General features: G+C 62.2%; 23 protein-coding genes. 19 read left to right on the top strand and 4 right to left on the bottom strand.

Features of this window, described 5'->3' with window-relative positions:
• Window positions 1-5: 5 nt before the first annotated feature.
• From D3227_RS34510 to D3227_RS34475, 8 genes are all read left to right on the top strand, one after another.
• Complete coding sequence (locus tag D3227_RS34510; protein ID WP_120018603.1) at window positions 6-833, top strand: MurR/RpiR family transcriptional regulator; 828 nt, start codon at window positions 6-8, stop codon at window positions 831-833.
• Window positions 817-1,713, top strand: a complete 897-nt coding sequence (locus D3227_RS34505; RefSeq protein WP_120018602.1) for an N-acetylmannosamine kinase — start codon at window positions 817-819, stop codon at window positions 1,711-1,713. The genes D3227_RS34510 and D3227_RS34505 overlap by 17 nt, the downstream gene beginning before the upstream one ends.
• A 70-nt stretch (window positions 1,714-1,783) precedes the next feature.
• The gene (locus tag D3227_RS34500; RefSeq protein WP_245452034.1) at window positions 1,784-2,491 is read left to right on the top strand and encodes an N-acetylmannosamine-6-phosphate 2-epimerase; all 708 of its coding nucleotides are present in this window, start codon (window positions 1,784-1,786) and stop codon (window positions 2,489-2,491) included.
• Window positions 2,488-3,504: a Gfo/Idh/MocA family protein gene (locus D3227_RS34495; protein ID WP_120018600.1), complete on the top strand. Its 1,017-nt coding sequence runs from the start codon at window positions 2,488-2,490 to the stop codon at window positions 3,502-3,504. The genes D3227_RS34500 and D3227_RS34495 overlap by 4 nt, the downstream gene beginning before the upstream one ends.
• Before the next feature lie 48 nt (window positions 3,505-3,552).
• Complete coding sequence (locus D3227_RS34490; RefSeq protein ID WP_120018617.1) at window positions 3,553-4,845, top strand: ABC transporter substrate-binding protein; 1,293 nt, start codon at window positions 3,553-3,555, stop codon at window positions 4,843-4,845.
• Window positions 4,846-4,918: 73 nt separating this feature from the next.
• Entirely contained in the window at window positions 4,919-5,794 is an 876-nt protein-coding gene (locus D3227_RS34485) for a carbohydrate ABC transporter permease (RefSeq protein WP_120018599.1), read from the top strand.
• Window positions 5,794-6,606: a carbohydrate ABC transporter permease gene (locus D3227_RS34480; protein ID WP_120018598.1), complete on the top strand. Its 813-nt coding sequence runs from the start codon at window positions 5,794-5,796 to the stop codon at window positions 6,604-6,606. The genes D3227_RS34485 and D3227_RS34480 overlap by 1 nt, the downstream gene beginning before the upstream one ends.
• 5 nt (window positions 6,607-6,611) lie before the next feature.
• Complete coding sequence (locus D3227_RS34475) at window positions 6,612-7,673, top strand: ABC transporter ATP-binding protein (RefSeq protein WP_120018597.1); 1,062 nt, start codon at window positions 6,612-6,614, stop codon at window positions 7,671-7,673.
• A 734-nt stretch (window positions 7,674-8,407) separates the two neighbouring features.
• Here the strand turns inward: D3227_RS34475 and D3227_RS34465 are convergent.
• The gene (locus tag D3227_RS34465) at window positions 8,408-9,325 is read right to left on the bottom strand and encodes an NADP-dependent oxidoreductase (protein ID WP_120018616.1); all 918 of its coding nucleotides are present in this window, start codon (window positions 9,323-9,325) and stop codon (window positions 8,408-8,410) included.
• 126 nt (window positions 9,326-9,451) lie between these two features.
• Between D3227_RS34465 and D3227_RS34460 the strand changes: the two genes are divergently transcribed.
• Entirely contained in the window at window positions 9,452-9,652 is a 201-nt protein-coding gene (locus D3227_RS34460) for a hypothetical protein (protein WP_120018595.1), read from the top strand.
• A 125-nt stretch (window positions 9,653-9,777) separates the two neighbouring features.
• Here the strand turns inward: D3227_RS34460 and otnK are convergent, their stop codons facing one another.
• On the bottom strand, window positions 9,778-10,830 hold the full coding sequence (otnK, locus tag D3227_RS34455; protein WP_245452033.1) for a 3-oxo-tetronate kinase: 1,053 nt from the start codon (window positions 10,828-10,830) through the stop codon (window positions 9,778-9,780).
• A gap of 390 nt (window positions 10,831-11,220) precedes the next feature.
• Complete coding sequence (locus D3227_RS34445; protein ID WP_120018615.1) at window positions 11,221-11,904, bottom strand: GntR family transcriptional regulator; 684 nt, start codon at window positions 11,902-11,904, stop codon at window positions 11,221-11,223.
• A gap of 173 nt (window positions 11,905-12,077) precedes the next feature.
• Here D3227_RS34445 and D3227_RS34440 point away from each other — a divergent pair, with 173 nt between their 5' ends.
• From D3227_RS34440 to D3227_RS34385, 9 genes are all read left to right on the top strand, one after another.
• A complete protein-coding gene (locus tag D3227_RS34440) occupies window positions 12,078-13,115 on the top strand; it encodes a 4-hydroxythreonine-4-phosphate dehydrogenase PdxA (protein WP_167480987.1) in 1,038 nt (345 codons plus the stop codon).
• A 69-nt stretch (window positions 13,116-13,184) separates the two neighbouring features.
• The gene (locus tag D3227_RS34435; RefSeq protein ID WP_120018591.1) at window positions 13,185-14,177 is read left to right on the top strand and encodes a Bug family tripartite tricarboxylate transporter substrate binding protein; all 993 of its coding nucleotides are present in this window, start codon (window positions 13,185-13,187) and stop codon (window positions 14,175-14,177) included.
• Between the two features lie 61 nt (window positions 14,178-14,238).
• A complete protein-coding gene (locus tag D3227_RS34430) occupies window positions 14,239-14,739 on the top strand; it encodes a tripartite tricarboxylate transporter TctB family protein (protein WP_120018590.1) in 501 nt (166 codons plus the stop codon).
• A gap of 36 nt (window positions 14,740-14,775) precedes the next feature.
• Complete coding sequence (locus tag D3227_RS34425) at window positions 14,776-16,314, top strand: tripartite tricarboxylate transporter permease (protein WP_120018589.1); 1,539 nt, start codon at window positions 14,776-14,778, stop codon at window positions 16,312-16,314.
• Window positions 16,315-16,359: 45 nt separating this feature from the next.
• The gene (locus D3227_RS34420) at window positions 16,360-17,325 is read left to right on the top strand and encodes a sugar phosphate isomerase/epimerase family protein (RefSeq protein WP_167480986.1); all 966 of its coding nucleotides are present in this window, start codon (window positions 16,360-16,362) and stop codon (window positions 17,323-17,325) included.
• On the top strand, window positions 17,322-19,055 hold the full coding sequence (locus tag D3227_RS34415) for a dihydroxyacetone kinase family protein (RefSeq protein WP_120018588.1): 1,734 nt from the start codon (window positions 17,322-17,324) through the stop codon (window positions 19,053-19,055). The genes D3227_RS34420 and D3227_RS34415 overlap by 4 nt, the downstream gene beginning before the upstream one ends.
• A 534-nt stretch (window positions 19,056-19,589) precedes the next feature.
• Entirely contained in the window at window positions 19,590-21,794 is a 2,205-nt protein-coding gene (locus tag D3227_RS34405) for a heavy metal translocating P-type ATPase (RefSeq protein ID WP_281035017.1), read from the top strand.
• A gap of 140 nt (window positions 21,795-21,934) precedes the next feature.
• Window positions 21,935-22,444, top strand: coding sequence for a cation diffusion facilitator family transporter (locus D3227_RS34395; RefSeq protein ID WP_120018586.1), 510 nt, complete (start codon window positions 21,935-21,937; stop codon window positions 22,442-22,444).
• A gap of 374 nt (window positions 22,445-22,818) precedes the next feature.
• The gene (locus tag D3227_RS34385; RefSeq protein WP_120018585.1) at window positions 22,819-24,366 is read left to right on the top strand and encodes a winged helix-turn-helix domain-containing tetratricopeptide repeat protein; all 1,548 of its coding nucleotides are present in this window, start codon (window positions 22,819-22,821) and stop codon (window positions 24,364-24,366) included.
• Window positions 24,367-24,456: 90 nt separating this feature from the next.
• Here the strand turns inward: D3227_RS34385 and D3227_RS34380 are convergent, their stop codons facing one another.
• Complete coding sequence (locus tag D3227_RS34380; protein WP_006200939.1) at window positions 24,457-24,645, bottom strand: DUF1059 domain-containing protein; 189 nt, start codon at window positions 24,643-24,645, stop codon at window positions 24,457-24,459.
• A gap of 346 nt (window positions 24,646-24,991) precedes the next feature.
• On the opposite strand from D3227_RS34380, the gene D3227_RS34375 reads away from it, so the two are divergent.
• Window positions 24,992-25,308: GNAT family N-acetyltransferase (locus tag D3227_RS34375; RefSeq protein ID WP_147377765.1), on the top strand; the 317-nt coding region annotated here is incomplete at its 3' end.

Genomic DNA, 25,308 nt, shown 5'->3' with positions numbered 1-25,308 from the left:
TTTTCATGACACACGCGTTAATAGCCTCGCTGAGAGCGGCGGCTGGAGACATGACGCCGGCGCTGGCGCGCGTCGCCGACACGGTGCTGGCACAGCCCGACACCACCTTGCGCCAGAGCATAACCGAGCTTGCCGAGGCTTCCGCTTCGTCTGAGGCCAGCGTCATGCGCTTCTGCCGCGATCAAGGCTTTACTGGCTTCCAGGATTTCAAGCTCGCTTTGGCAAAGGAGCTGGCGACCGACGAGCGGGCCAGGGATATCGGCTCGCCGACCGACGATATTCAGCGGCTGGTAGAAACCGCGATCATCTCGCTGCGCGAGACCGAGCAACTGATTGTGAGGGAAGACATTGCCAAGGCCGCGCGACAGCTTCTGGCGGCAACGGTAGTCGATTGCTTCGGCATTGCCGCTTCCGGCGTGACGGCGCAATATCTTGCCTACAAGATGACCCGCATCGGCAAGCTGAGCCGTGCGCTCGGTGACGCGCATCTGGCGGTCATGGCGGCGGGAACCGCGCAGCCGGGCACCGTGCAGGTGGTGATTTCGAGTTCGGGCTCGACCGTAGACGCGGTGCGCATTGCCGAGCTTGCTCGCTCGAAGGGCGCTTTTGTGATTGGTATCTCCAACCGCTCGAAGAGCCCGCTTATCGCCGCCTGCGATCTTGCCCTGATTGCGTCTTGGCCGGAAACGCCACTGACCGGCGGTGCTTTCCCGTCGAAGATCAGCCAGCTTCTCATCGTCGACGCGCTGGTTGCCGAGATGACGCGGCAGGATCCCGGGCGGCTCGTGCTGCTCAGCCGCACGGCGGAGGTCGTGAGTGACCGCAGCTTCTGATCGCCCGGTCTTTGCGGTTGACATCGGCGGAACCAAGATTGCCGCCGCTGAAGCCAGGGGACGGCAGCTGATCGACCGGCGGCAGATAGCGACGCCCAGAACAGGCAAGGGCGACGATCTGGTCGCGGCGATCGCCGGTCTCGCGCCGAGGGCCCAGGTCGGTGCCGTCGCTGTCGCCACCACCGGCATCGTTCGCGACGGTGCGCTCACGGCGCTCAATCCGCAGACCTTGCCCATCGAGAACGGCTATCCTCTGGCTCTGGCGCTCGAACGGGCGCTTGGCGTGCCGCCGCTGGTCGTCAATGATGCCCAGGCGGCCGCCTGGGCCGAATTCACCATCGGGGCCGGCCGCGGCTATCGCAATTTTGCGTTCATCACGGTTTCCACCGGCATCGGCTGTGGTCTGGTGATCGATGGCCGGCTGCAGACCGGCGCCACAGGACTGGCAGGTCATGTCGGGCATACCATGTCCGAGCCCGATGGCGTCGTCTGCGGGTGCGGACGGCGCGGCTGCCTGGAAACGATTGCCTCGGGCACGGCTCTCGCCCGCCGTGGCAGCGAACGTCTCGGCCGCCCGGTTGCTGCTCCCGCGCTGTTCGAGGCCGCCGCGCAAGGCGACAGGACCGCCGGCCAGGTGATCGCCACGGCCGTGGAAGCGCTGGTCAACGCCTTTGCCGACTTGACGGCGGCTGGGGATGTCGATTGCTTCGCAGTGGGCGGCGGCGTCGGCCTTGCAGATGGTTTCGTTGACGCTCTGCGGGCACGTTCGCTGCAGTTGCCGCACATTTTCCAGCGCCCCATCGTTGTTGCTCAGGCCGGAGCGGACGCCGGCCTGCTGGGCGTCGCAATGCTCTGTGGAGGAAATTTTCATCATCAATGACTACTTGACAAAAAGTTTCATCCACGATTGGTTAGAGGGGTAACGCTTCCGTCCGAAGGAGATGCCCCAAGTGCAGGCCGATGTGCTCGCTCAGCTTGATGGAACGCTGGTTGTGTCATGCCAGGCCGATTCCGGCATGCCGCTTGAAGCTCCCGAACACATTGCCGCCATTGCGCGGTCTGTCGTCCTCGGCGGCGCTGCCGGAGTTCGCATCGAGAGTGCGGCGAACATAGAAGCCGTCCGCCGGCGGGTCGGTGTTCCGGTCATCGGCCTGGTCAAGGCTCGCCGCCCCAACACCGAGATCTACATCACCCCGACGCTTGCCGATGTGGCAGCCGTCATCGATGCGGGCGCAGACATTGTGGCCCTGGATGCCACCAACCGGCCCCGCCCAGCCGATCTCAAGACGATGTTCGGCAAGATCGAGGCGAGGGGACGTCTGTCGATGGGCGATGTCAGCACACTCGACGAAGGCAAGCGCGCCATCGACGCCGGCGCAAGCGTCATCAGCACCACCATGGCCGGTTACACGCCCTACTCCAACCAGCAGCGCGGCCCCGACTTCCAGTTGATGGAGCAACTTGCCGGCGCCGGCCTGCCATTTGTCGCCGAGGGGCGGATATGGACCCCGCAGGAAGCCGTCCGCTGTTTCGAGCTCGGCGCGCGTTTCATCGTTGTCGGCGGCGCCATCACGCGGCCCGATGCCATAACCCGCGGCTTCGTCGATCAGGTCGCTTCGTGGGGCGCCAACCCGCAATTGAAGAGGAACCAGTCATGATCAAGCGCCGCCGCGTCACCGTTATCGGGGCGGGCTTCATGGGCTCCATGCACGCCTCAATATTCGCTAACATGGTGGGCTGCGAACTGGCGGCGATCGTCGATCCCAATCTGGACCTGGCCGGCGTCGTGGCGGCAAAGGCGCCGGGCTGCAAGGTCTACGCCAGCCACGAGGCGTTGCTGGCGGTGGAGCGCGATCTCGACCTCGTCTCGATCTGCACACCCGACAATCTGCATCTGGCGCCGGCGGTTGCCGTGGCCCAGGCCGGCATCAACGTCTTCGTCGAAAAGCCGATTTCCTCGAAGGTCGAAGATGCGCGGGCGATCATCGCGGCCTGCGAGGCGGCCAAGGTCAAGCTCGGCGTCGGCTATCTCCTGCGCTTCGACCCGCGCTACGCGGCCGCCAGAGAATTGATGACATCAGGCAAGATCGGCGAGCCGATCCACATCTACGCCCGGCGCAACAGTGCTCGCACCGAAGGTCCCAAACGCTATGGCGGCAAGCTGCCGCTGGCGTTGCATGTCACCGTCCACGATGTCGACATGGTGCTGTGGATGCTCGACGGGCAGCACCCCGTCTCGGTCTACGCGCAGCAGACCGACAGGCTTCTCGGCGCCGCAGGCACGCAGGACAGCCTAGCTGCGATCGTGCGTTTCTCCGGCGGTACAGTGGTGAATTTCGAGAGCGCCTGGTCGCTGCCCTCGGGTGCCCGCCACATGATCGATGCCCGCATGGAGCTGATCGGCACCGAGGGCGCGTTCGAGGTCCAGTGCGGCGACAGTGGTCTCTATTACGCCGGAAGCGACAACTCGCGCGAGATCGATACCCAGCACTGGCCGACAGTCAATGGCCGCATTGATGGCGATCTGGCGCGCCAGCTCAACGGCTTGCTGGCCTGGCTGGACGGCGCGGCGATGCCGATCGCCACCGGCCGTGATGCCCTTCGTTCGCTCGAACTCACGCTTGCGATGATGCAATCGGCCGAGAGCGGCGAAATCGTGCGCCTCGGGTAGGCGCGAAATTGAACGAGGCCAAGCGGCCCAACAATGGGAGACGACAATATGCTTACCAGACGCAATGTGTTGATGCTTACCGCGGCAGTCGCCGCACTTGCCACGGCCTTGCCGGCTTCGGCGCAGGACAAGCCGTTCGACGGTGTGCAACTGTCGGTGCTGCTCGAAGGACATCCGACCACGGACGCCATTCAGAAGCTGCTGCCGGCCTTCAAGGAAGCGACCGGCATCGACGTGGCGCTCGAGGTCGTTCCCGAATCCGACATTACGGCTAAGGAGCTGCTGGAGTTCTCCTCCAAATCCGGCCGCTATGACGTCGTCCAGAACAACATCATCTACCTGCCAGGCTTCGTGAAGTCCGGCTTTATCGTGCCGCTCGACGACTTCCTGGCCAAGCACGCAGCGCAGTTCGACAAGGCCGATTTCGTGCCCGGCTATTTCAACACCAATGTTCTCGACGGCAAGATCTACGGGCTGCCGGTCTATGGCGAGAGCACCTTCGTCATGTACCGCAAGGACCTGTTCGAACAGTATGGTCTCGCCGCACCCAAGACGTTCGAGGACATCGAGAACGCGGCCAAGACCATCTCCGAGAAAACCAACAAACAGATCGCCGGCATCACCATGCGCGGCCAGCAAGGCATCCAGGGCGTCTATGTCTGGGCTGCCTATCTGTGGGGCTTCGGCGGCTCGTTCCTCGACGCCAACGGCAAGTCGGCGCTGGCAACGCCGGAAGGCATCGCTGCACTCGACGCCTTCACCAAGGTGCTGAAGGACTACGGTCCGGTTGGCGTCGCCAATTTCGGCTGGGAGGAAAACCGCCTGCTGTTCCAGCAGGGCAAGGCGGCGATCACGCTCGATGCCACTGTCAACGGCGCCTACAATGAAGATCCCACGGCCTCGTCGGTGGTCGGTAAGGTCGGCTATGTGCCGGTGCCGATGCAATCGTCGCCGCCCAAGGGCGGTTCGTCGTCACTCGCCGTCCACTCGATGTATGTCTCCGCCGAATCCAAGAACCAGGAGGCAGCCGCGTTCTTCGCCGCCTGGGCGACCGCCAAGGAGCAGCAACTGAAGGCGATCGAAACCGATCCCAACTCCGGCGTGACATCGCTTTCGGTCCTGAACGGCGACAGCTTCGGCAAGCGGTACGGTGCTTTCAGGGAAGGCATGATCGCCGCCATCAATGCCGGTAATCCGCAATATCTGCCGACGGTCGAGCAGGCCAACGAGATCATCAACAACACCGGCATCGCTGTCTCCAAGGCGCTTTCCGGCACCGCCAGCGCCGCAGACGCCCTGAAAGAGGCGGATGAGGCCAACAACGCCGCGCTCGCCCGATAAGCGGGCAGGCGTGCCCTGCCGCGTGCGCTCCCTGTGCGCGGCAGGGCGAAATCCCGAATTGATGGATTGAACTATGGCAACAGCAGCGTCGGATCCGACCAGGCACTTCTTCCAGCCGATCATCGTCTGCCTGACCGTTGCTTCGGTCGCGCTGACGCTGTTCGTGATCTGGATATCGCTGCACGACCTGTCGCTGATGCGCGCCGGGCGCGAGAAGTTCGTCGGCCTCGACAATTATCTGCGCTTCTTTGGCGATCCACGCGCCATGGCGGCACTCTGGCGTACCGTCCTGTTCACGACCCTGGCGACGGTGGTGGAAATCGCGCTCGGGCTTGCCGTGGTGCTGTTTCTCGACCGCGACTTCGCTATGAAGCGGCTGGTCCGGACGCTGCTTCTGGTACCGATCATCATGACGCCGGTGGTTGTCGGCCTGACATGGCGCTTCCTCTTCGATCCGGCCACCGGTATGGCCAACTACCTTCTGTCGCTGGCAGGCCTGTCCCAGGTCGACTGGCTGGGCAGTCCGCAGCTTGCGCTGTATTCCGTGCTCATCGCCGACATCTGGCAGTGGACGCCCTTCGTCATCCTTTTGGTGATGGCGGCACTGGAATCGGCGCCGACCGATCCCCTCAACGCCGCCCGCGTCGACGGTGCGCGCGAATGGCAGGTCGCCTGGTATGTGCTGTTGCCGATGCTGCGCCGGGCGCTCGCTATCGTCGCGCTGATCAGGGCGATCGACAGCATCAAGGCCTTCGATCTGTTCTACATCATGACGCGCGGCGGGCCGGCGCTGTCGACCGAGACGCTCAACTACTATGGCTACATCGCTGCATTCACCAATTTCGACATTTCCTACGCGCTGGCGATCGCCATCATCCTGACGATCTTCACCAATGTCGCGCTGCTGACCATGTACAGCGTGCTGTTTCCGAAATCGGGAGAGCGCTGATGGCCAGGCGCACGATTTTCTATGTCGGGCTGCTGCTGCTTTTGCTGGCGGTGCTGTTCCCGCTCTACTGGGTGGTCGTCACCTCGTTCAAGACCACGCGCGACGCCTTCGCCATCCCCCCGGTCTGGTTCTTCAGCCCGACCTTGGAGAACTACCGCACGGTGTTCGCCAATCGCGGCTTCCTCAGCGCCTTCGCCAACAGCTTCGTGATCTCCATCCTGTCCAGCGCGCTGGCGGTGGCCGTCGGCTCCGTCGCCGCCTACGGGCTGGCGCAGCAGCCGGGCGACCTGCGCCGCTCCAAGGAGAAATTCATCCTCAGCCTGCGCATCGCGCCGGCGCTGCTGTTCGTCATTCCGATGTATTACTTGGCGACCCGGATCGGTGCGCTCAACCAGCACTGGCTGCTGATTGCCGCCTATGCCTTTGTCAACGTGCCGTTCGCCATCTCGCTGCTGATCACCTTTTTCGACGACATTCCCAAGGAGTTGCGCGATGCGGCCCGCGTCGACGGCGCCAGGGAGTTCAGCGTGTTCTGGCATGTCTATCTGCCGGCCGCCCGCGGTGGCATGGTGGCGACGCTGATCCTGTGCGTGCTGTTCACCTGGAACGAGTTCTTCGTCGCGCTGGTGCTGACCGGCCGCGACACGCAGACCCTACCGGTCTCCATCACCTCGTTCCTGACCTTCCAGGGCATCCAGTGGGGCGCGCTCACCGCCGCCGCCACCCTCATCATGCTGCCGATGATCGTGCTTGGCATTCTGGTGCAAGGGCAGATCGTGCGCGGTATGACACTTGGCAGCGTGAAGGGTTAGATCCGATGGCGAATTTGTCGATAAGGTCGGTGTCGAAATCCTACGGCGCGGTCAGCGTGCTGGACGATGTCTCTGTCGAGGTCGAGGAAGGGTCCTTCGTGGTGTTGCTCGGGCCGTCCGGCTGCGGGAAATCGACACTGCTGCACGCTATTGCCGGGCTTAACCCGATCGATTCCGGCACCATCGTCATCGGCGATCGCAACGTCACCAATCTTCCTGCGCGCGAGCGTGACGTGGCGATGGTGTTCCAGTCCTACGCGCTCTATCCAACCATGTCGGTGGCCGAGAACATTGCGTTCCCACTGAAGATGCGCGGGCTCGACCGCAAGACGTCGGACGAGAAGGTCGTTGCAGTGGCGAAGCTGCTGCAGATCGAACCTTTGCTGGGTCGCAAGCCGCGTGAGTTATCCGGCGGTCAACGACAGCGCGTCGCCATCGGCCGGGCGCTCGTGCGCGATCCGCGGCTGTTCCTGTTCGACGAGCCGCTGTCCAACCTCGACGCGGCGCTGCGCACGGAACTCAGGGCTGAGATCAAGCGCCTGCACCAGTCGATTCGCCGCACGATGGTCTATGTGACGCACGACCAGACCGAGGCGCTGACGCTGGCCGACAAGATCGTCGTGCTAAAAGCCGGCAGGATCGAGCAGATCGGCACGCCGCTGTCGCTCTATGACGATCCGGACAATGCCTTCGTCGCCGGCTTCATCGGGACGCCGCGCATGAATTTCCTCAGGGCGACGGTGGCCGACGGCGGCAAAACCTTGCATGCTGGCGAGGCGAGCGTCGATATTTCGCATCTGGCGACGCGGCTCGAGGCGGGCCGCAACGTCATGCTGGGCATCAGGCCGGAACATCTCGACGAAAAGCAGGGGGTCACGCTCTCGCTTGCCGTCGACGTCACCGAGCGCCTGGGATCGACCTCGTACGTTCACGGTATGCTGCCGAGCGGCGAAACGGTGGTTGCCGAAAGACGTGAGGACCAGCCGCGGTTTGGCGAGACCATAACGCTTCGCTTCCTGCCCGCTCGCACGCGCATTTTCGACGCGCAGGGGATGCGCATTCGCTGATACGCCAGCCATGCTTGATAGATGGACTTTTTGATCGAGCTTCGTAGTTATCCGTAATCCAAATGCCGCATTGCGCGTGAGTGCTTTCCGGAATTCCAATGTCGGTTCACGGCGCAATCTCGCCGTGTGCATGTCTTTTTCACGATACCGCCGCCGAATCAGCGGTGAGGCTTTGCTGGCCTTGGCGAGGGCAGGGCGCTACGCTAGCCTGCCACTGACTTCGATCAGCTTCTCCGCTGTTTGCTTAGCCATTCCAGCAGAAGCGATGCGGATCGAAGCGCCGGGAAAATCGCACACTGGTGTGCAAAATCTAGCCTTGGCGTAGAAAAGGCGGTGGCTCCCCGGGATCGACGAAGCAGCGAAATACGAATTCGCCATAGCGCTATGCCGAGACGCGCCACAGCCGTTTCAAATGCGAAAACGTGATCGGGACCGCGCAGAAGCACTACGCCTTGCAGGTGGGCGGCCGCCATCGCTCCGAGATCGCGCCGTCGCTCTGGCCCAAGTGCGCTGCGAGGTGCGGACCCGCGATCTCACCGACATCGGCATCCCACGGTGCTATCTCTCCCGGATGTGCGGGGAAGGGCTGCTCGTGAAGGTCGGCTATGGGCGGTATCGAGCCGCTGCGTTGACGGCGGCCTGACCTCCAGGCCACGCCGAGTTCGCCAATATTGCGGGGATGGGAAGCCTGTTCAGAATCTAATGAGGGCTGAATCGCTCGCCGTCCCAGGCCCTCACGGACGAACGCGGATGATCGTCTTCCCCGTGCGTCGCTCGGTCGGGTTGAAGGCGGCGACGGCGTCATCGAGGGTCGAGACGTTGCCGATGTTTGTCCGGAGCCGCCCGTCCCGCACCCGCTGGACGATCTCACTCAGTTGGGCACGATCGGACTCGACAACGAAGTCGATCGCCAGGCCGTCGGCGGGCCGCGCCTCGGCCGGCCCGACAATAGACACCAGTGTTCCTCCGGCTCGAACCAGGCCCGCGGACCGCTTCCCGATGTCGCCGCCGATGACGTCGAACACCAGATCGACTCCGCCAACGTCTTCGAGGACATCGTTCTCGAGGTCGACGAACTCCTGCGTGTCGAAGTCAAGCGCCTTCTTACGGTCGGCGGCGCGTCCGGTACCGATGACATAGGCGCCGGCCTGGCGTGCGAGCTGCGTCACCATCGAACCGACTGCGCCGGCCGCACCGTGAACGAGGACGCTCTTCCCCGCCTGAAGGCGGCCGTGCTCGAACAGTCCCTGCCACGCGGTCAGGCCCGAGATCGGTAGGCTCGCGCCCACCGTGAAGTCAACGTCGCCCGGCAGTGGCGCCAGGTTGCGTGCCTCGACGGCCACGTACTCCGCCAGGGTGCCGTCGCGTGTCCAGTCCGTGAGACCGAACACCCGCTGTCCCACCGATAGCCCCGTCGTGCCATAGCCGAGGGCGGTGACCACTCCGGCCAGCTCGTGCCCGGGGATCGATGGCGTTCGCTCACGATCGACACGATCGGTCCAGGTCGAGGGCCAGGTCAGCTCAGTCGGGACGAACCCTGACGCATGAACCTGAACGACGACGTCGTTTATCGCTGCCTGCGGCTCGGGCCGTTCCACCAGCGTCATCCCGGCCGTTCCCGTAGCCTGGTCCGTCACCACGATCGCCTTCATGATAATTTTCTCCTCGGTCATTTGCCTCTTTTGGTGGAAATGCTGCAGAGATGGAAGCCCCGTTTGCTTGTGCCCAAACGGTTCGAAGTTTCATTCGCCCGAGACCCAGAAAAAGGGGGGGACGGCATGGGCCTGAGCGCCCGAAGGGACGAGATCGTCGAGCTGTGCGGCAGCCTGATCTCCAAACGCATTTCGGAAGGCGTCACGGTCTGCAGTTGGAGTAAGCGAGGCGACCCAGGCGATCGCGCGGGCGGCGTCGACCTCAGCAAGGCGAGCGTCAAGCAAGCGGGACCCGACAGCGCGGACCGCGGAGAGATCGGCCGCTGATCTCCGCGCCGTCCATCTTGCGATAGACGGCGATGGCCTGCGTGGCGACGACCTCATTGATTCCATAAGTTCGAGGCCGGATGCGGTCCATCCGGCCTTTTGCAGCCAAGAGCGCGATTTGGCGCTCACGCCATGATGGCCAAGGCGTCCGCAAAGAAGCCTTTGCCACCGAAATTGCCCGATTTAAGTGCGAGCACCATTTCGCCGTCCTGACTTCCCAACGCTCGCAACACGGGTACGCCCGCCGCGATTTCCGGACCCAACTCGAAGGCTGGAATCGCCAGGCGATCGACGACCGCGCCAGATGTCTCGCCACCGGCAACGACCAGCCTGCGGACTCCCAACTCGACCAGCCCCGCTGCAATCGTCGCGAGGGCGCGCTCGATAGTGTGGCCGGCCGCCCCCCGTCCATGGCGTTCCTGGAGTCTGGAAACCTCATCCGGGGGCGCGCTGCTGGCAATCAGAATAGGGCCTTTAGCAAGGTGCTCCGTCGCCCAAGTGAGGGCACGTTCTACTGTCTCCAAAGGATCGCTTACCAATTTCTCCGGATCAAGCCTCAGGACAGGCATCGTCTGTTCGGCTTTGGCAATCTGTTTCAGCGTCGCCGTTGAGCAGCTGCCGGCAAGACATGCTGCAGGACCGCTGATCCTCTGGGCCTGTGTTGACCGTTCGTATCGCCGTGCGGCGCCGGCAGCGATCAGGCCCCGGGCGAGACCCAATCCCAAGCCAGATGCTCCGACCGACAGGCGTTGGACTAACGCTGCCGTGCCGATTGCTTCGAGGTCGCTCTCGAAAACGGCGTCGGCGACGGCCGCTCCCGTCCCGCTGGCAGAAAGCTGTTCTAGTCTGGTGCGGATTGCATCCGCTCCCTGAGCGACGGTAGCGAGCTCGACGAGCCCAACCGTCCCGGTGGACTGCCTAGCCAGCACGCGTACCAGATTGGCATCGCGCATGGGATTGAGAGGATGATCCCTGAGCGAGCTCTCATTCAACGGAACCGCACCGACAAATAGATTGCCCTTGTAGACGGTGCGATCGGTTTCGGGAAAGGCCGGCGTCACCAGAACCGATGTTTCAAGGGCATCGGCGCGCAAGGCATCGAGGACCGGGCCGATATTGCCCGCATCGGTGCCGACGATATGGTTCCTGCGAGGTCGCGGCCGGAAAATTGTCGGCATCCTCATTACCCGCCGGCACGAGCCGTTGGAGGCGTGCGATTGAAATCGATTTCCATTGCCAATCGCGCACCATTATCTTGCCCGCGCGGTTCGAAAGAAATGACACGTGGAAGCGCTCGACAAGGGTCGAGGATGCGGTGCGGCTGACCGCTGCGGGCCAGAAACCCGGCAGCCGCAATACATCACCCATATCGACGGGTCCGATGACCGCTTGCACCGCTCTGAAGCTGACCAACACGCCTAAGCGTACGCACGATGCACTGGCAAGCGTAGCGCCGACCATGCGGTCACAGGTGATCGCACAAGGTCTCAATGTCCTACCGCAGAGTGTTGTTGAGCAGGCAGATCGCGTGTTTCAGGCGGGCGTATAGCAGACCCACCGCCACCACTTCACAGAAGTGGCCGGACGCGCTCCCACGCTTTTCGCAGGTGACGTCCTAGAACCTCCGAGAGCCGTTCCTTGTCGCGCAGTTCAAGTGCGACGATCATTTCATTATGCTCGCCTACGGCAGCAGCCCAATTCTCCGGACCCTCATGGCCGACGAAGCGGATGCGCTTCAGTCGAGTCTGCAGCGTACCATGGATATCGATCAGCGTCGTATTGCCCGACAACGCAACGATCATGGAGTGGATCTGCTGGTTCAGCTTGTAATATTGCATACGATCCTTGGCCTCGTAGCATCGGATCATTTCGTCATGGGTTGCCCGAATTGCCGCGATCCCCGCGTCTGAACCGACATCGCAAGCCAACCTTCCGGCTAATTCCTCCATTGCCTGCAGGACGGTTAGCATGTCCTGAACTTCCTTGGCGCCGAAACGCTTCACGACAGCCCCTCGGCTGGGCACCAATTCGACCAGCCCTTCACTGGCCAAATATTTGATGGCTTCCCGTAGGGGTGTTCGCGAGACGCCCAGTTGTTCGCCCAGTTGGCCCTCGTGAAGACGGGTGCCGGGAGCGAGTTCGCCCTCGATGATCATGTCGCGCAGATGGTTGACGATGGTTTCGTGAAGCACGGTGCGTTGAATCGGACCTGCGGCGCTACGCTGGCGTTCAACGGGAATGGCCTCGTCCATCAAATCTGCACCCCAATCGGAAGACTCAAGCAGCCACACGGCGACTCTTTTGTCGCCGATAGCATGGAGTCTCCCGATGATGGCGTCAAGAAACAAAAATGCTGCATACAGCATACAAAAGACTTGATGCAGGCCGCCGCGACATGTATGCAGGATGAAACGGAGAGGAAATGATGGTTGCTGCGGTTGAGGCTGACTCGCGTCCGGTGCTGGCACTCGCCATGGGCGACCCAGCCGGAGTAAGCGCTGAACTCACGGCGCGGCTCGTTGCTCTGCCTGAAATCCTAGAAGCAGCGAAACTCGTCGTGATCGGCGACCGCCGCGTTTTGGACGAAGGCGCTCGCGTTGCCGGCGTGACAGTCGATATCAAAACAGTGCCGCTCGACGGACTGGACGGGACGGATCGCGGCCGTCACGCCTTTGTCGATCTGCGTCATCTTGATCCGAATAACGTGGAGCGGGGCGAGGCGACGCTGGTCGGAGGAACATTCGCGACCCGTAACTTCCGCACGGCCCTGGAACTGGCGAATGCCGGAACGGTGAATGGCGTCTGCTTCACGCCCTTCAACAAGAAGGCGATGCGATTTGCCTATCCAGGCTATGATGACGAGATCCGCTTCGTCGCCGATGTGATCGGCTTCACCGGCAAGGTCCGGGAGTTCAACGTCCTGGACAAGGTTTGGAACGCGCGCGTTACCTCGCACATCCCGCTTGCCGACGTTTCGTCCAGCCTATCGGTCGACCTCATCCTTGCCGAACTGCAACTGACATACGGATGCCTCAGGGATGCTGGTTATGACGATCCGCGCATCGCGGTCGCCGGGCTCAACCCGCACGCTGGCGATGGTGGCGCCTTCGGCATGGAAGAGATCGAAATCATAGAACCGGCCGTGGCAAAGGCGAAGGCGCTGGGATTGAACGTCGAAGGTCCATTCCCGGCCGATACCGTGTTCCTGCGGGCGCTGAAAGAAGGCTTCCAGGCTGTGCTGACCATGTATCACGACCAGGGCCAGATCGCGATGAAGCTGATGGGCTTCGACAAGGGTGTCACCATGATGGGCGGGCTGCCTTTTCCGCTGTGCACGCCCGCACACGGCACGGCCTACGACATTGCTGGCAAGGGTATCGCCGACGTCGGCGCCAGCCGCGAGGCAGTCCTGCTCGCCGCCCGCATGGCGCGGCGCAGCGCTGGCCTCTCCGCGGCAGCCTGAACCAAGAATGTCTCGCATATCGGCGTGCGGGGAGGTCTCTACGCCGGTTTTTTAAAGGGAGGAGTATCCATGAGAACTTCAGTATCCATTGCAACCATCTTGGCGGCAGTCCTGGGAGCGGCCACTCCAGCGCTGGCATTCGATCCAGACAGGCCGGTCGAGTTCGTGGTCACGGCGGGAGCTGGCGGCGGCACCGACATCTTCGCAAGAACGATCCAGTCGATCATTGGGAAGTATAATTTGATGAAGGCGCCGGTGATTGTTACCAACAAAGGCAGTGCCGCCGGCGCCGAGGGCTTTGTCTATACGGCGACGGCCAAAGGCGATAATTTCAAGCTCGCCTTCGGCACCAACAACGCCTATCTGCTGCCGATCCGTGCGAAAGTGCCGTACACTTCGGCCGACCTGACGCCGGTGGCTGCACTGGCCGCAGATGAGTTCATTCTCTGGGTCAATGGCAAGGCAGACTACAAGACGGCGGCCGATTTCGTCGCTAAGGCGAAGGAAGCAGGGGGCGAACTCAAGGTCGCCGGCAGCCAGTCCAAGGATACCGATCAGATCCTGACCATCATGATCAACGAGGCGACTGGTGCCAATCTCGGCTACGTTCCTTACAAGAGTGGCGGCGAAGCTGCGGTCCAACTCGCGGGCGGCCATGTCGCGGCCAATGTCAACAATCCAAGCGAAAATCTCGGCCAGTGGCAGGCGGGCATGGTGAAACCCGTCTGCGTCTTCAAATCAGAAAGGCTGAGGAACGATGCCAAGGTCGCAGGTGACGCGAGCTGGGCCGATATCCCGACATGCAAGGACTCCGGCATTCCGATCGCGGACTACAACATGCCACGCACCGTGTGGCTGCCGGCCGGCGTAGATCAGGATGTCGTCGACTTCTACGCGAATATCCTGAAGAAAGTCTCCGAGACGCCCGAATGGGCGAAGTATCTCGCCGACACCTCGCAGTCTGCCGACTACATGAGCGGCGCGCAGTTTGCCGATTTCATAAAGTCGGATGAAGCTTCGGTGAGCGAAATCCTGAAGCGTGAGGGTTGGCTCGCCAACTGATATCTTTCGAAGTCACGCGCGGGCGCCCTTCGGGCGCTCGCCTCTTACCGGGAGGTCGGTTATGAGCAGCGACGGTGCGAGAGGCATCTCCCGCTTTGCAATGGAGATCTTGGTTGCAGCAGCGACAGCCGCGTTAGGCGTGGCAGTTTGCTATGGCTCGACCGAGGCAGGTGCCGGCTGGACCGAAATGGGGCCAGATGCCGGCTACTTCCCCTTCTATGTCGGCCTTCTGATTGTCTTCGGCAGTGTCATGAACATGTCGCTGGCGGTGACACGGCATCGAAAGCTCGGGGTGATCTTTCTGGATGCGCGACGCATCAAATCGGTTTCGTCCTTTCTGCTGCCGCTCGTCGCTTACGCAGCAGTCTCCAGTTTCCTTGGTCTCTATGTCGGAACTGCTCTGTACATAGCGTTCGCGATGCATTTCCAGGGCAAATACAAATGGTGGATTGCTCTGCCGTCGGGGCTGGCCGTGGCCGCGGTTTTCTTCGTCGTCTTCGAGGTGGGCTTCAAGGTTCCTCTTCTCAAAGGGCCAGTCGAGGCGTGGTTCGGTATCTATTGATCCGCAGTCCAGCAAGCATCCTGGGGAGGAACAACAATGGGCAACATCGGCCTGCTCTTTGAAGGCTTCGGCCATATCCTGACCTTTCAACACGTGCTGCTGATGATGGTCGGCGTCACGCTGGGCATCCTGGTGGGAGTGCTGCCAGGGCTTGGTGCTCCGAATGGCGTATCGCTCCTGCTGCCGTTGACGTTCTCGATGGACCCGATCTCGGGAATCATCCTGCTGTCCTGCATGTACTGGGGCGCTCTATTCGGGGGGTCGACGACCTCAATCCTGTTTAACATACCGGGCGAACCCTCGTCGGTAGCCACGACTTTTGACGGTTACCCGATGGCGAAGGCCGGCCAGGCCAGCCGCGCGCTGACACTTGCATTTGTCTCCGCCGGCATCGGCGCGCTCGCAGGCGTCGTGATGATCACGTTGCTTTCCGGATGGGTTGCGAATTTTGCTCTGCGGTTCTCGTCGCCCGAATATTTCGCGGTCTATTTTCTCGCCTTCGCCAGTTTCATCTCGATGGGCTCCAGCGCGCCGTCCAAGACGCTGGTATCGATGATGCTGGGCTTTGCGCTCGCTTCGGTGGGGATGGATACGATATCAGGCAACCTTCGCCTGACCTTCGACATTCCCGAACTGATCAAGGGTATCAGCTTCCTGATCGCGGTGATGGGGCTGTTCGGCATCGGCGAACTCCTCTTGACCACTGAGGAGGGGCTGCGCTTCGAAGGCATCAAGGCCCGTGTCCGGATTTCAGAGGTCGGCCGCACGCTGCTCGAACTGCCGCGGTATTGGTTCACGGTTCTGCGCTCGATATTCATCGGCATCCTGATGGGCATCACGCCCGCCGGCCCGACCGCTGCCTCCTTCATGAGCTATGGTCTGGCCAGCCGCTCGGCACGCGACAAGTCGAACTTCGGCAAGGGCGACCCGCGCGGCATCGTCGCGCCGGAGACCGCGGACCATTCGGCTGGAACGTCGGCGCTACTGCCGATGCTGGCCCTGGGCGTGCCAGGCTCGGCCACGGCGGCGGTCATGATGGGCGGTCTGATGATCTGGGGCCTCACCCCTGGCCCCATGCTGTTCGTCGAACGTCCGGACTTCGTCTGGGGCCTGATTGCAAGTATGTATCTCGGCAATATCGTCGCGGTCATATTGGTGATCGCTACCGTGCCTCTTTACGCCTCGATCCTGCGCGTGCCGTTCACCATCATCGGTCCGGTCATCGTGGCGGTCATCTTCAGTGGCGCTTACCAGGTAAGCAACTCTCTCACTGACGTCTGGCTGGTCGTTCTGTTTGGCCTGCTCGGCTACATTTTCAAGAAACTCGACTATCCGCTCGCCCCGCTGGTTCTGGCTATGGTGCTGGGAGACAAGGCGGAAGACGCGTTTCGCCAATCGATGCTGTTGTCGTCTGGAAAGCTGAGCATTTTCTGGTCGAATGGTCTCGTATCCACGCTGATGGCAATCGGCTGCCTTCTTCTCTTATCCCCCTTGCTGATGTGGGTACTGGGAATCTCGCGCAGACGAATGACGAGGCCGGACTTGCAGCAGGGCCCGAGCGAAAACCCGCTTTGAGCTCACCTCGACAGTCCCAGCCTTTTCCCCCTAATGGAGGTTCCCATGACTATCCCACCGAGGAAGTGGAATAGACACAATTGGCCGATAGCCGCAGCCATGATCCAGTATCCAAATGTCTTGCGCGACGGCCGATCGGTCCAGGATCAGAGTGTCGAGGAGTGGGGAACAACACTTGCCGATGTTGTGGATGCCGGCTTCACTGAACTCGACCCGACCGACAGCTGGCTGAGGCTGGCCGATCTCTCCGCCGCACGGCTGGATGATTTCGTGAAATTGGCAGGTTCGCTAAATCTGGCGATTCCCGCGATCTCGACCTCGCGGCGAAGCGTCATCGACCCGGAAGATGGCGATGTGCATCTAGCCTATGGCCATCGTGTCATTGAAACCGCTGCACGGGTCGGCGCTGGCTGTGTGTCGTTCGGTCTGTTCGGGCCGTTGACCGATGCCCAGAAGGCGGCGCTGTGGTTCTGGACGGTGGATGGCGTCAGGAATCCCGACGATCCGCAGGTATGGAGGAAAGCCGTGGCGCGCATCCACGAACTCGGCCGTCACGCAGAGGAGCTCGGCATCGAACTGTCGCTCGAAATGTATGAGGACACCTATCTCGGAACGGCCGAAAGCTCGGTTCGCTTCGTCACCGATGTCGGTCTGCCGAATGTGGGCATCAACGCCGATGTCGGCAACCTCATTCGCCTGCACAGGCCGGTCGAGCACTGGCTGGAGATGATCGACAAAGTCGCGCCATACGCCAAATACTGGCACGTGAAGAATTATACCCGCGTTGAAGATCCTATTTCCGGTGCGATCATCACGCATCCGGCCCCACTTGAGACGGGTATCGTCAACTATCGCGTCGCCATAGGCCTTGCGCTTGACCATGGTTTTGCCAGCCCCTTCCTTTGCGAGCACTATGGCGGCGACGGGTTATCTGTCAGTGCCGCCAACCGCGACTATCTGAGGCGCATTCTCCCCAAGACAGTATCAAGCAACGGGGAGACTGAGCGATGACCACAATTTACGACGCTCCAGAAGATTTCGCTTCGGCAGCTCTGGCAGGCTTTTGTGCGATCCACGGCCGGCATGTTCGCTTGGTCAAGGGCGGGGTGGTGCGTTCGACCGAAGTGCCGAAAGGCAAGGTCTCCCTCGTTGTCGGAGGCGGCTCGGGGCACTATCCCGCGTTCGCGGGTTACGTTGGCCCAGGCTTGGCAGATGCTGCGGTCGCCGGCGATGTGTTCGCCTCGCCGTCGACTGCCGCCGTAGCGCGCGTATGCCGGCATGCAGACCAAGGCGGTGGAATTCTGCTCGGCTTCGGCAATTACGCCGGCGACGTCCTGAATTTCGGCGTGGCGGCGGAGCGATTGCAAGCAGAAGGCATTGACGTCCGGATCCTGCCGGTGACGGACGACATCGCCAGTTCGCCCGTGAATGCCGCTGCCAGGCGGCGCGGCATTGCCGGCACCGTCATTGTGTTCAAGATAGCGGGCGCCGCCGCCGAAGCGGGCCTGCCGATCAACGAGGTCGAGCGCATCGCCCGCCACGCCAACGACCGCACGGTGTCTTTCGGTGTGGCCTACAAAGGATGCACGCTACCGGGCGCAGCTACTCCGCTGTTTGCCGTTCCTGGCGGAAAGATGGCGTTGGGTCTGGGCATCCACGGTGAACCCGGAATTCGCGAGGAAGACATAACGTCAGCTTCCGATCTCGCAAAACTTCTCGTCGGCACACTCGTCTCCGAGCGTCCGGCCGGAGCGAACAGGGTGGCCGCCCTGCTCAATGGCCTCGGCTCGACGAAATACGAGGAACTCTTCGTGCTGTGGCAGGCAATTGCTTCGGAGCTCAAGACAGAAGGGCTCGAGGCGGTCGAACCCGAAGCCGGCGAATTTGTCACCAGCTTGGACATGCAGGGGTGTTCGCTGACTTTGTTGTGGCTCGATGACGAATTGGAGATCTATTGGCGCGCGCCGAGCGATGCGCCCGTCCTGCGCAAAGGGGCGGTGATCGCCGTTAAACCGGCCACGGACGTCCTAAATGGTGCAGAAGGACAACCGATTTACGGCTCGGCTTCCGAAGCGTCCAAGGCGAGCGGCGCCTGTATCGCCAAAATGATGCAGAGGGTCTCTGCGATGCTGAACGCCGCCGAGGAGCAACTCGGCCGTATCGACGCCGTAGCCGGCGACGGGGATCATGGGCAAGGCATGAGCCGCGGGTCGGCCGCAGCGGCCGCCGCCGCTTGGGCCGCGGCGACAGCCGGTGCCGGCGCGGCGAGTATACTCGCCGCGGCCGGCGATGGCTGGGCCGACAGGGCAGGGGGCACGTCCGGGGCGCTCTGGGGCTTGCTGCTCCGGTCGTGGAGTAGCAGCTTCAGTGACGATGAAGCTGTGACGACAGAGGCGGTCGTCCTAGGAGCGCGGCTCGCGCTAAACGGCGTGACGCGGTTAGGAGGTGCGAACATCGGTGACAAGACTTTGGTCGACGCCCTCGTGCCGTTCGTAGAGACTCTGGAACATAGGGTCGCATCCGGAAAGTCGTTGGCGGATGCCTGGGGCGATGCTGCCAACGCGGCGACGCTGGCAGCTGATGCGACATCGTCGCTCGCCCCGAAGCTCGGTCGCGCACGGCCGCTGGCGGAACGGAGCATCGGCCACCCCGATGCAGGTGCGGTGTCACTGGCCATGTGCGCACGAACCGCTGCGGCGTTTCTGCAGGGCGCTTTCGGACCAAGGGGAGTGCAGATTTGACGACACCGGGCGCGGGTCACCGAGGCGACGGACTGCTCGTGAAGGTGGGGTACGGCCGTCCTTCCGAAGGCCGCTTGATCCGTCGCGTTTGTGGGCCGTAAGCGGAAAGTCAGCCCATGGGAACGCCGGGCTGGAAAGCTGAACTTTGGGCCGCGGGCTTACTCAAGGCGCGGATCTGACTTCTCAGTGATCGATGTAGCCGAGTTATCAGCTCGGCTTGCGCTGGGCCTTTCGATCAAGGATGTGATTTCGGAAGCAGTTCTGCATTTCTTTAAAAGACCTGAAGCCAAGGCGCGGAGCGAGGCGAGATAAGGTTGTCGTTGACACGTTGCACCGGCGAGCGATCGAGGCAGAATTTTCGAAGGCAACGTAGTCCGGCTCTGCAAACATCACGCGAGCGACAGTTTCCAACTTCGCCGGAAGGATGAGCTCCCTCTTGGCAATCAGCATTTTGAGTTCAGCGAGCGTTGGCGCCTTCGTGTTGCGGACTTCGACTTGCCTGCCATCCGTTCCGAGACTTCAAGGAGCGAGAAAGTGACCTCAGTCGCCAATCAGGTCCGTTATCGTGTCGAAGGCATGGATTGCGCCAGTTGCGCCAGCAAGATCGGCAGCACCGTGCGGCGGATGCCCGGCGTAGAAGATGTAAGCGTTTCGGTCGCAGCCGGCACCATGACGGTGCATCACGCGCCGGAGAGCGATCTTGCCGCGATCGAGAAAAAAGTCATCGATATCGGCTATACGGTCGCGCCGCTGACCCGAGCAGACACGGCGCGGCCGGGGCCCGAACACAGCCACGATCGTACCGGCCAAGAAAGACACGAGCATGGCGAGGCGGCGGCCGGACTGCAGAGCCACGATCACACGCCGACCTCGCGGCCGTGGTGGAAGAGCGCCAAGGGTCGCCTTACCATTGCCAGCGGCGCCGCGCTGATCGCGGCTTTTGCGTTTCACACCGCTTTTCCTGCGACCGGACCATGGGCTTTCGTCGCCGCCATGCTGATCGGCTTGGTGCCGATCGCGCGGCGGGCGATCATGGCGGCGCTCGCCGGCATTCCGTTCACCATCGAAATGCTGATGGCCGTGGCTGCGGTAGGCGCCGTCATCATCGGCGCCGGCGAGGAAGCGGCGACGGTGGTCTTTCTGTTCCTCGTCGGTGAACTGCTGGAAGGCGTGGCCGCCGGCAAGGCGCGGTCGAGCATCCAGGCGCTGACCACGCTCGTCCCCAAGACCGCTCTCATCGAAGAGAATGGCTCTACCCGCGAGGTGTCGGCCGATAGGCTGGCCGTGGGAGCGACGATCCTGGTTCGACCAGGCGACCGTATCCCGGCCGATGGCGATATCGCCGAAGGGGACAGCGCCATCGATGAATCCCCGGTGTCGGGCGAAAGCGTTCCGGTGCGCAAGACGACCGGCGACACGGTCTTCGCCGGAACGATCAATGGCGATGGCGTGCTGCGCGTGAAGATGACGGCGGCAGCCGCCGACAACACCATCGCCCGCATCGTCAGGCTGGTTGAAGAAGCACAGGAAAGTAAAGCGCCGACCGAGCGCTTCATCGACCGTTTCTCGCGCTGGTATATGCCCGGTGTCGTGGCCATTGCGTTGCTGGTGGCCGTCGTTCCGCCGTTCTTTCTTGGCGGCAACTGGAGCGAATGGATCTACAAGGGGCTGGCCTTGCTGCTGATCGGCTGCCCCTGCGCGCTGGTCATTTCGGTGCCAGCGGCAATCGCGGCCTCGCTCTCGGCCGGAGCCCGGCGTGGCCTGCTGATGAAAGGCGGCGCGGTCCTGGAGGGGCTCGGCAAGATCACAGCCGTGGCGCTCGACAAGACCGGCACGCTGACCGAAGGCAAGCCGAAGGTGACGGATGTCGTGGCGGTCGGCGTCGGCGAAAGGGAGGTGATGTCGCTGGCCGCAGCGCTTGAGACCGGGTCGAGCCATCCGCTGGCCCAGGCCATCCTGGAACGGGCGAAAGCCGATCGTGTGCCGGTGCCGCCGGCGGCGGAGGCAAAGGCGCTTGGCGGCAAGGGCGTCGTCGGCCGCGTCGGCGGCAAGAGCGTGTTTCTGGGTTCTCCGAACGCCGCCAGTGAAAGTGTCTCGCTGCCGGCCGACCAGGCGGCACGGATCGCCGCACTCAACGACGAAGGCAAATCAGTGTCGGTCCTGCTGGTCAATGATGTGCTGGCCGGTTTCATCGCCATGCGCGACGAGCCTCGGCCGGACGCCCAGGTCGCACGCAGAGCTTTGGCCGATGCAGGCATCAAGACGGTCATGCTTACTGGCGACAACAAGCGCACGGCGCTGGCCATCGGCAAGCAGCTTGGCATTGACGTGCAGGCAGAACTGCTGCCGGAAGACAAGCAACGTATCGTCGGCGAGTTGAAAGGGCAGGGGCTAAAGGTCGCCAAGGTTGGCGACGGCATCAATGACGCGCCGGCGCTCGCCGCCGCCGATATCGGCATCGCCATGGGCGGCGGCACCGATGTCGCCCTGGAAACCGCCGATGCGGCGGTGCTGCACGGCCGGGTCGGCGATGTCGCGGCGATGATCAGGCTGTCACAAGCCACCATGGCCAACATCAAGCAGAACATCACCATCGCGCTAGGATTGAAGGCGGTGTTTCTGGTGACGACCGTGGTCGGCATTACCGGCCTGTGGCCTGCCATCCTGGCCGATACCGGAGCGACGGTTCTGGTCACGGCGAACGCCATGAGGTTGTTGCGCTGGAGGGGCCCAACGTGAGGCTCGGTTTTTGGCGGCAAACGTGCGGCGAACCCTGTTCAAGTTTGTCATTGTTTTATATCCTATCCAGGAGGATAGGATATAAATGAAACACACGTCGCACCCGGAAATCATCACGCGCCTGAAACGAGCACACGGCCATCTGGCTGCTGTGCTGTCCATGTTCGGGGAAGGGCGCCGCGCTCATTGCCGATGGCTACCACGCCCGCACTGACGGTCTTACCAGCCTTGCCGTGGTCATCGGGGCACTTGGCGTCTGGCTCGGCTTTCCGCTTGCCGATCCGATCGTGGGACTGCTCATCACGATCGCGATCTTCGGGATCGTCTGGCAGTCAGCGCGCTCAGTCGTGACCCGCATGCTCGATGGGGTCGAGCCCGGGGTGATCGATGACATCCATCACGCGGCAGAACATATTCCCGGCATCAAAATCATCGATGCCAAGGCACGGTGGATTGGACACAAGCTGCACGCGGACGTTGCCATCAGCGTCGATCAAGACCAGCCGCTCTCCCAAGCGAACAAGATCGCAGCGTCTTTTGAGAGCGAGATGTTTGAACACATGCCGGCCCTGGCGGCGGCAAATGTCCGCTTTTCAAGCGGCGAAGCGGAGCACGATCATCCGAACCCACGCGGCCATCTCCATGGATGAATTGTGAGCAACTCACCAAGTGGGATCCCGACCTTCGAGATCATCGTCCGGGACGACCTGCGGCTGGCGACGGAGACTGGTGTAGGGGTCCACGTAGGCCATACTAAACGCATCGCCTATCAAACCGGATATGGCGTCGAGCGATGCGCCAACTGTAAGCCTCGGAAAGCTTAGCCGTGACGGGCCAAGGCGTGGGACGGTAGTCGGGGCGGAGGTGGAGATGTCAGCCATGGTGTCCTCCTGTGACGGCGAGAGTGACACCGCTTCTCACTCAGGTCCTTGGCCAGAACCTGAAGAGTCCTGAACAGCACTGAAGTTCGCCTTCGGGACCGTCTTGGGGTATCCTGCCCCCGAGGGACCGGGTTCTTGGCAAAATGGACTTGGAGTTTGGGAACTATCGCCTGAAACGCGCCGAACGGCTGCTGCTGGGGCCTAAGGGACCGATGGAACTTTCGGCGCGATCCTTCGACGTCCTCGCCACGTTGCTGGAGAGGCCGGACGCGGTGATCGCCAAGACCGAACTCTTCGACGCGGTTTGGCCCGGCCTGGCGGTGGAGGAGAACACGCTGCAGGTCCACATCTCGGCGCTGCGCAAGGCGCTCGACGCCGGCATGATCATGACGGTGCACGGCCGAGGCTACAAATATGCGGGACCGAGGCCAGTCGCGGCGTTATCGGCCGCGCCTGTTGAAGGCGAGGCTTCGCCGCCGATCAGACCGTCCATTGCCGTTCTTCCCTTCGACAACATGAGCGGCGATGCGGCGCAGAATATTTTCTGCGAAGGATTGGCGCTCAACATCGTCGCCAGCCTCGGGCGCTTTCACGAGTTGTTCGTCATCGACAGGTTTTCGACCCTAGCCTACCGGAAACGGCCGGTGACGTCGGCTGACGCCGCGCGTGAACTTTCGGTCCGCTACATTCTGGAGGGAAGTGTTCAGAAGGCTGGGGATCGCATCCGCGTCTCGGTCCAGCTTGTCGACGGAGCCGAGAGCCGGCAGCTTTGGACCGAGACCTATGACCGGCAACTGACGGATATCTTCTCGGTCCAGGACGAAATCACCGGGACGATCATCGGCACGCTTGCGTCCGGCTATGGCGGCAGGCTCGGCAAGGCCTGGCGTGACCGAAGCAAGTCCGCCGGACTCGAGAGTTTCGTCGCCCTGGACCATCTCCAGCGCGCTATTGATGCCTGTCGTTTCAGCAAGGAAGGAGAGAGCCTTGCCAGGGAGCATCTGACTAGGGCAATCGAATGTGATCCGAGACTTGCCAAGGCCTATAGCAAAATGTCAATGAGTCACACGGTCGACGCCTGTTGCGGCTGGGCCGACGACCATGACGCTTCAATGGAACTGGCCCGCCGATGGGCAGTGAAGGCGATTGCCTGCGACGACGGCGATTCCTGGTCCTATTGGGCTTTCGCCAACTATCATTTGTATACTTTGAATCATGGCGTGGCACTTGAGGCCTTCCGGAAGGCCCTCGAATGCAATCCCAACGACGCCGACGTGACGACCGACTACGCTCTTTGCCTGAGCTATGCGGGCAGGGCGGAAGAGGGCATCGAGCACGCACGAAAGGCCATGCGCCTCAATCCGTTTCACTATGAATGGTACACTTCCCAACTGGGCCAGATCTATTTCGATGCCCGCCAATACGACAAAGCCATCGCCACCTTCGCCAGCCTGCGCTCGCTGGATAGCGCCATCATGCGCATCTATCAGGCCGCCAGCTTCGCTGCCGCCGGGAACCAGCAGCGGGCCCAGAAATCGGTGAAACGCGCTCTCGAACTCGATGCCGGCGCCACGCTGGAAAAATGGACCGATCCGAAGCTCGCACCCTATGGTGATGCCGCGTACTTTGAGCATTTTCGCAAGAATCTCCGCAAGGCCGGCCTGCCGGAGCGGGCCGCATACGCGCCCTAGTCAGTAACCGAGCGCCGCAACCGTGTGCTTGAATAGAGCCAGCGATGCTGTCGCGCCGTCGGCTTTGCCCTTCTCAAAATCCCCGTCAACCTAGCTGGCGACAATCAGGTTTTGGACTTGCTCCCGGTCACCTTGCGACCACTGTTTCGGGTCTTCACCGTGGGCGACTTCAGCGTGTAGTTCGACGTGCTTCATTACCTCTGACGCGCTCTCTGCCGTAAAGCTCGCCGGGCACGCTTCCATCCCCGGATAGTCCCTGCACCGATACGTGTACGGCATCGCTGCCTCCGTATATTAGAGAACACTTTAAGAAAGCGAGTGGACGCGAGTTTTGTCAATATACCTTTCCAAGCCGCAGCAGTTTTGGCGCAAGGGGTTGCAGTACGGCGGCTGGAAGAATCGCTGGTCGAATAGAGCTATCTGGGAAGCTCAGCGGCATTGGCTGACTTCCTTGCTAGTGGCAGAAGCCTGACGGATGGTACCAAACGCCAGAGGACCGATCCGGTGGCCGACATCTCCCATGCGACGTGACTATTCCTCTGGAGAAGAGTAGAATTCAGCCCATCGCAGCGCCCTTGGGCAGCGCATCGGGCGCTGCATACCTTAGCGAACCAGGGAGGGCGATATGGGAACGGCTGCACCGAGCGTAGCCATCCGCGCGCTGGCCGAGACCGATCTGCCGGAAGCCGAAAGAATTTTCCGGCTGGCCTTTGGCACCTTCTTGGGAGCACCCGAACCAGAGACGTTCTGGTCCGACCGCGACTACGTACGCGGCCGCTGGCAGGCGCCCTACGTCGCCGCCTTCGCCGCGGAGCTGGGCGGTGAACTGGTGGGCTCCAACTTCGCAACCCGCTGGGGCAGCGTCGGCTTCTTCGGACCGTTGACGATCCGCCCCGACCTTTGGGACCGGGGCATCGGCGCGCGGCTCGTCGAGGCCGTCAC

Source organism: Mesorhizobium waimense, from assembly GCF_003601975.1.
In the GTDB taxonomy this organism is placed as follows: Bacteria; Pseudomonadota; Alphaproteobacteria; order Rhizobiales; family Rhizobiaceae; genus Mesorhizobium; species Mesorhizobium waimense.
Note: the sequence above shows the minus strand (reverse complement) of the source record. Positions and strands in the feature narration are given on the sequence as shown.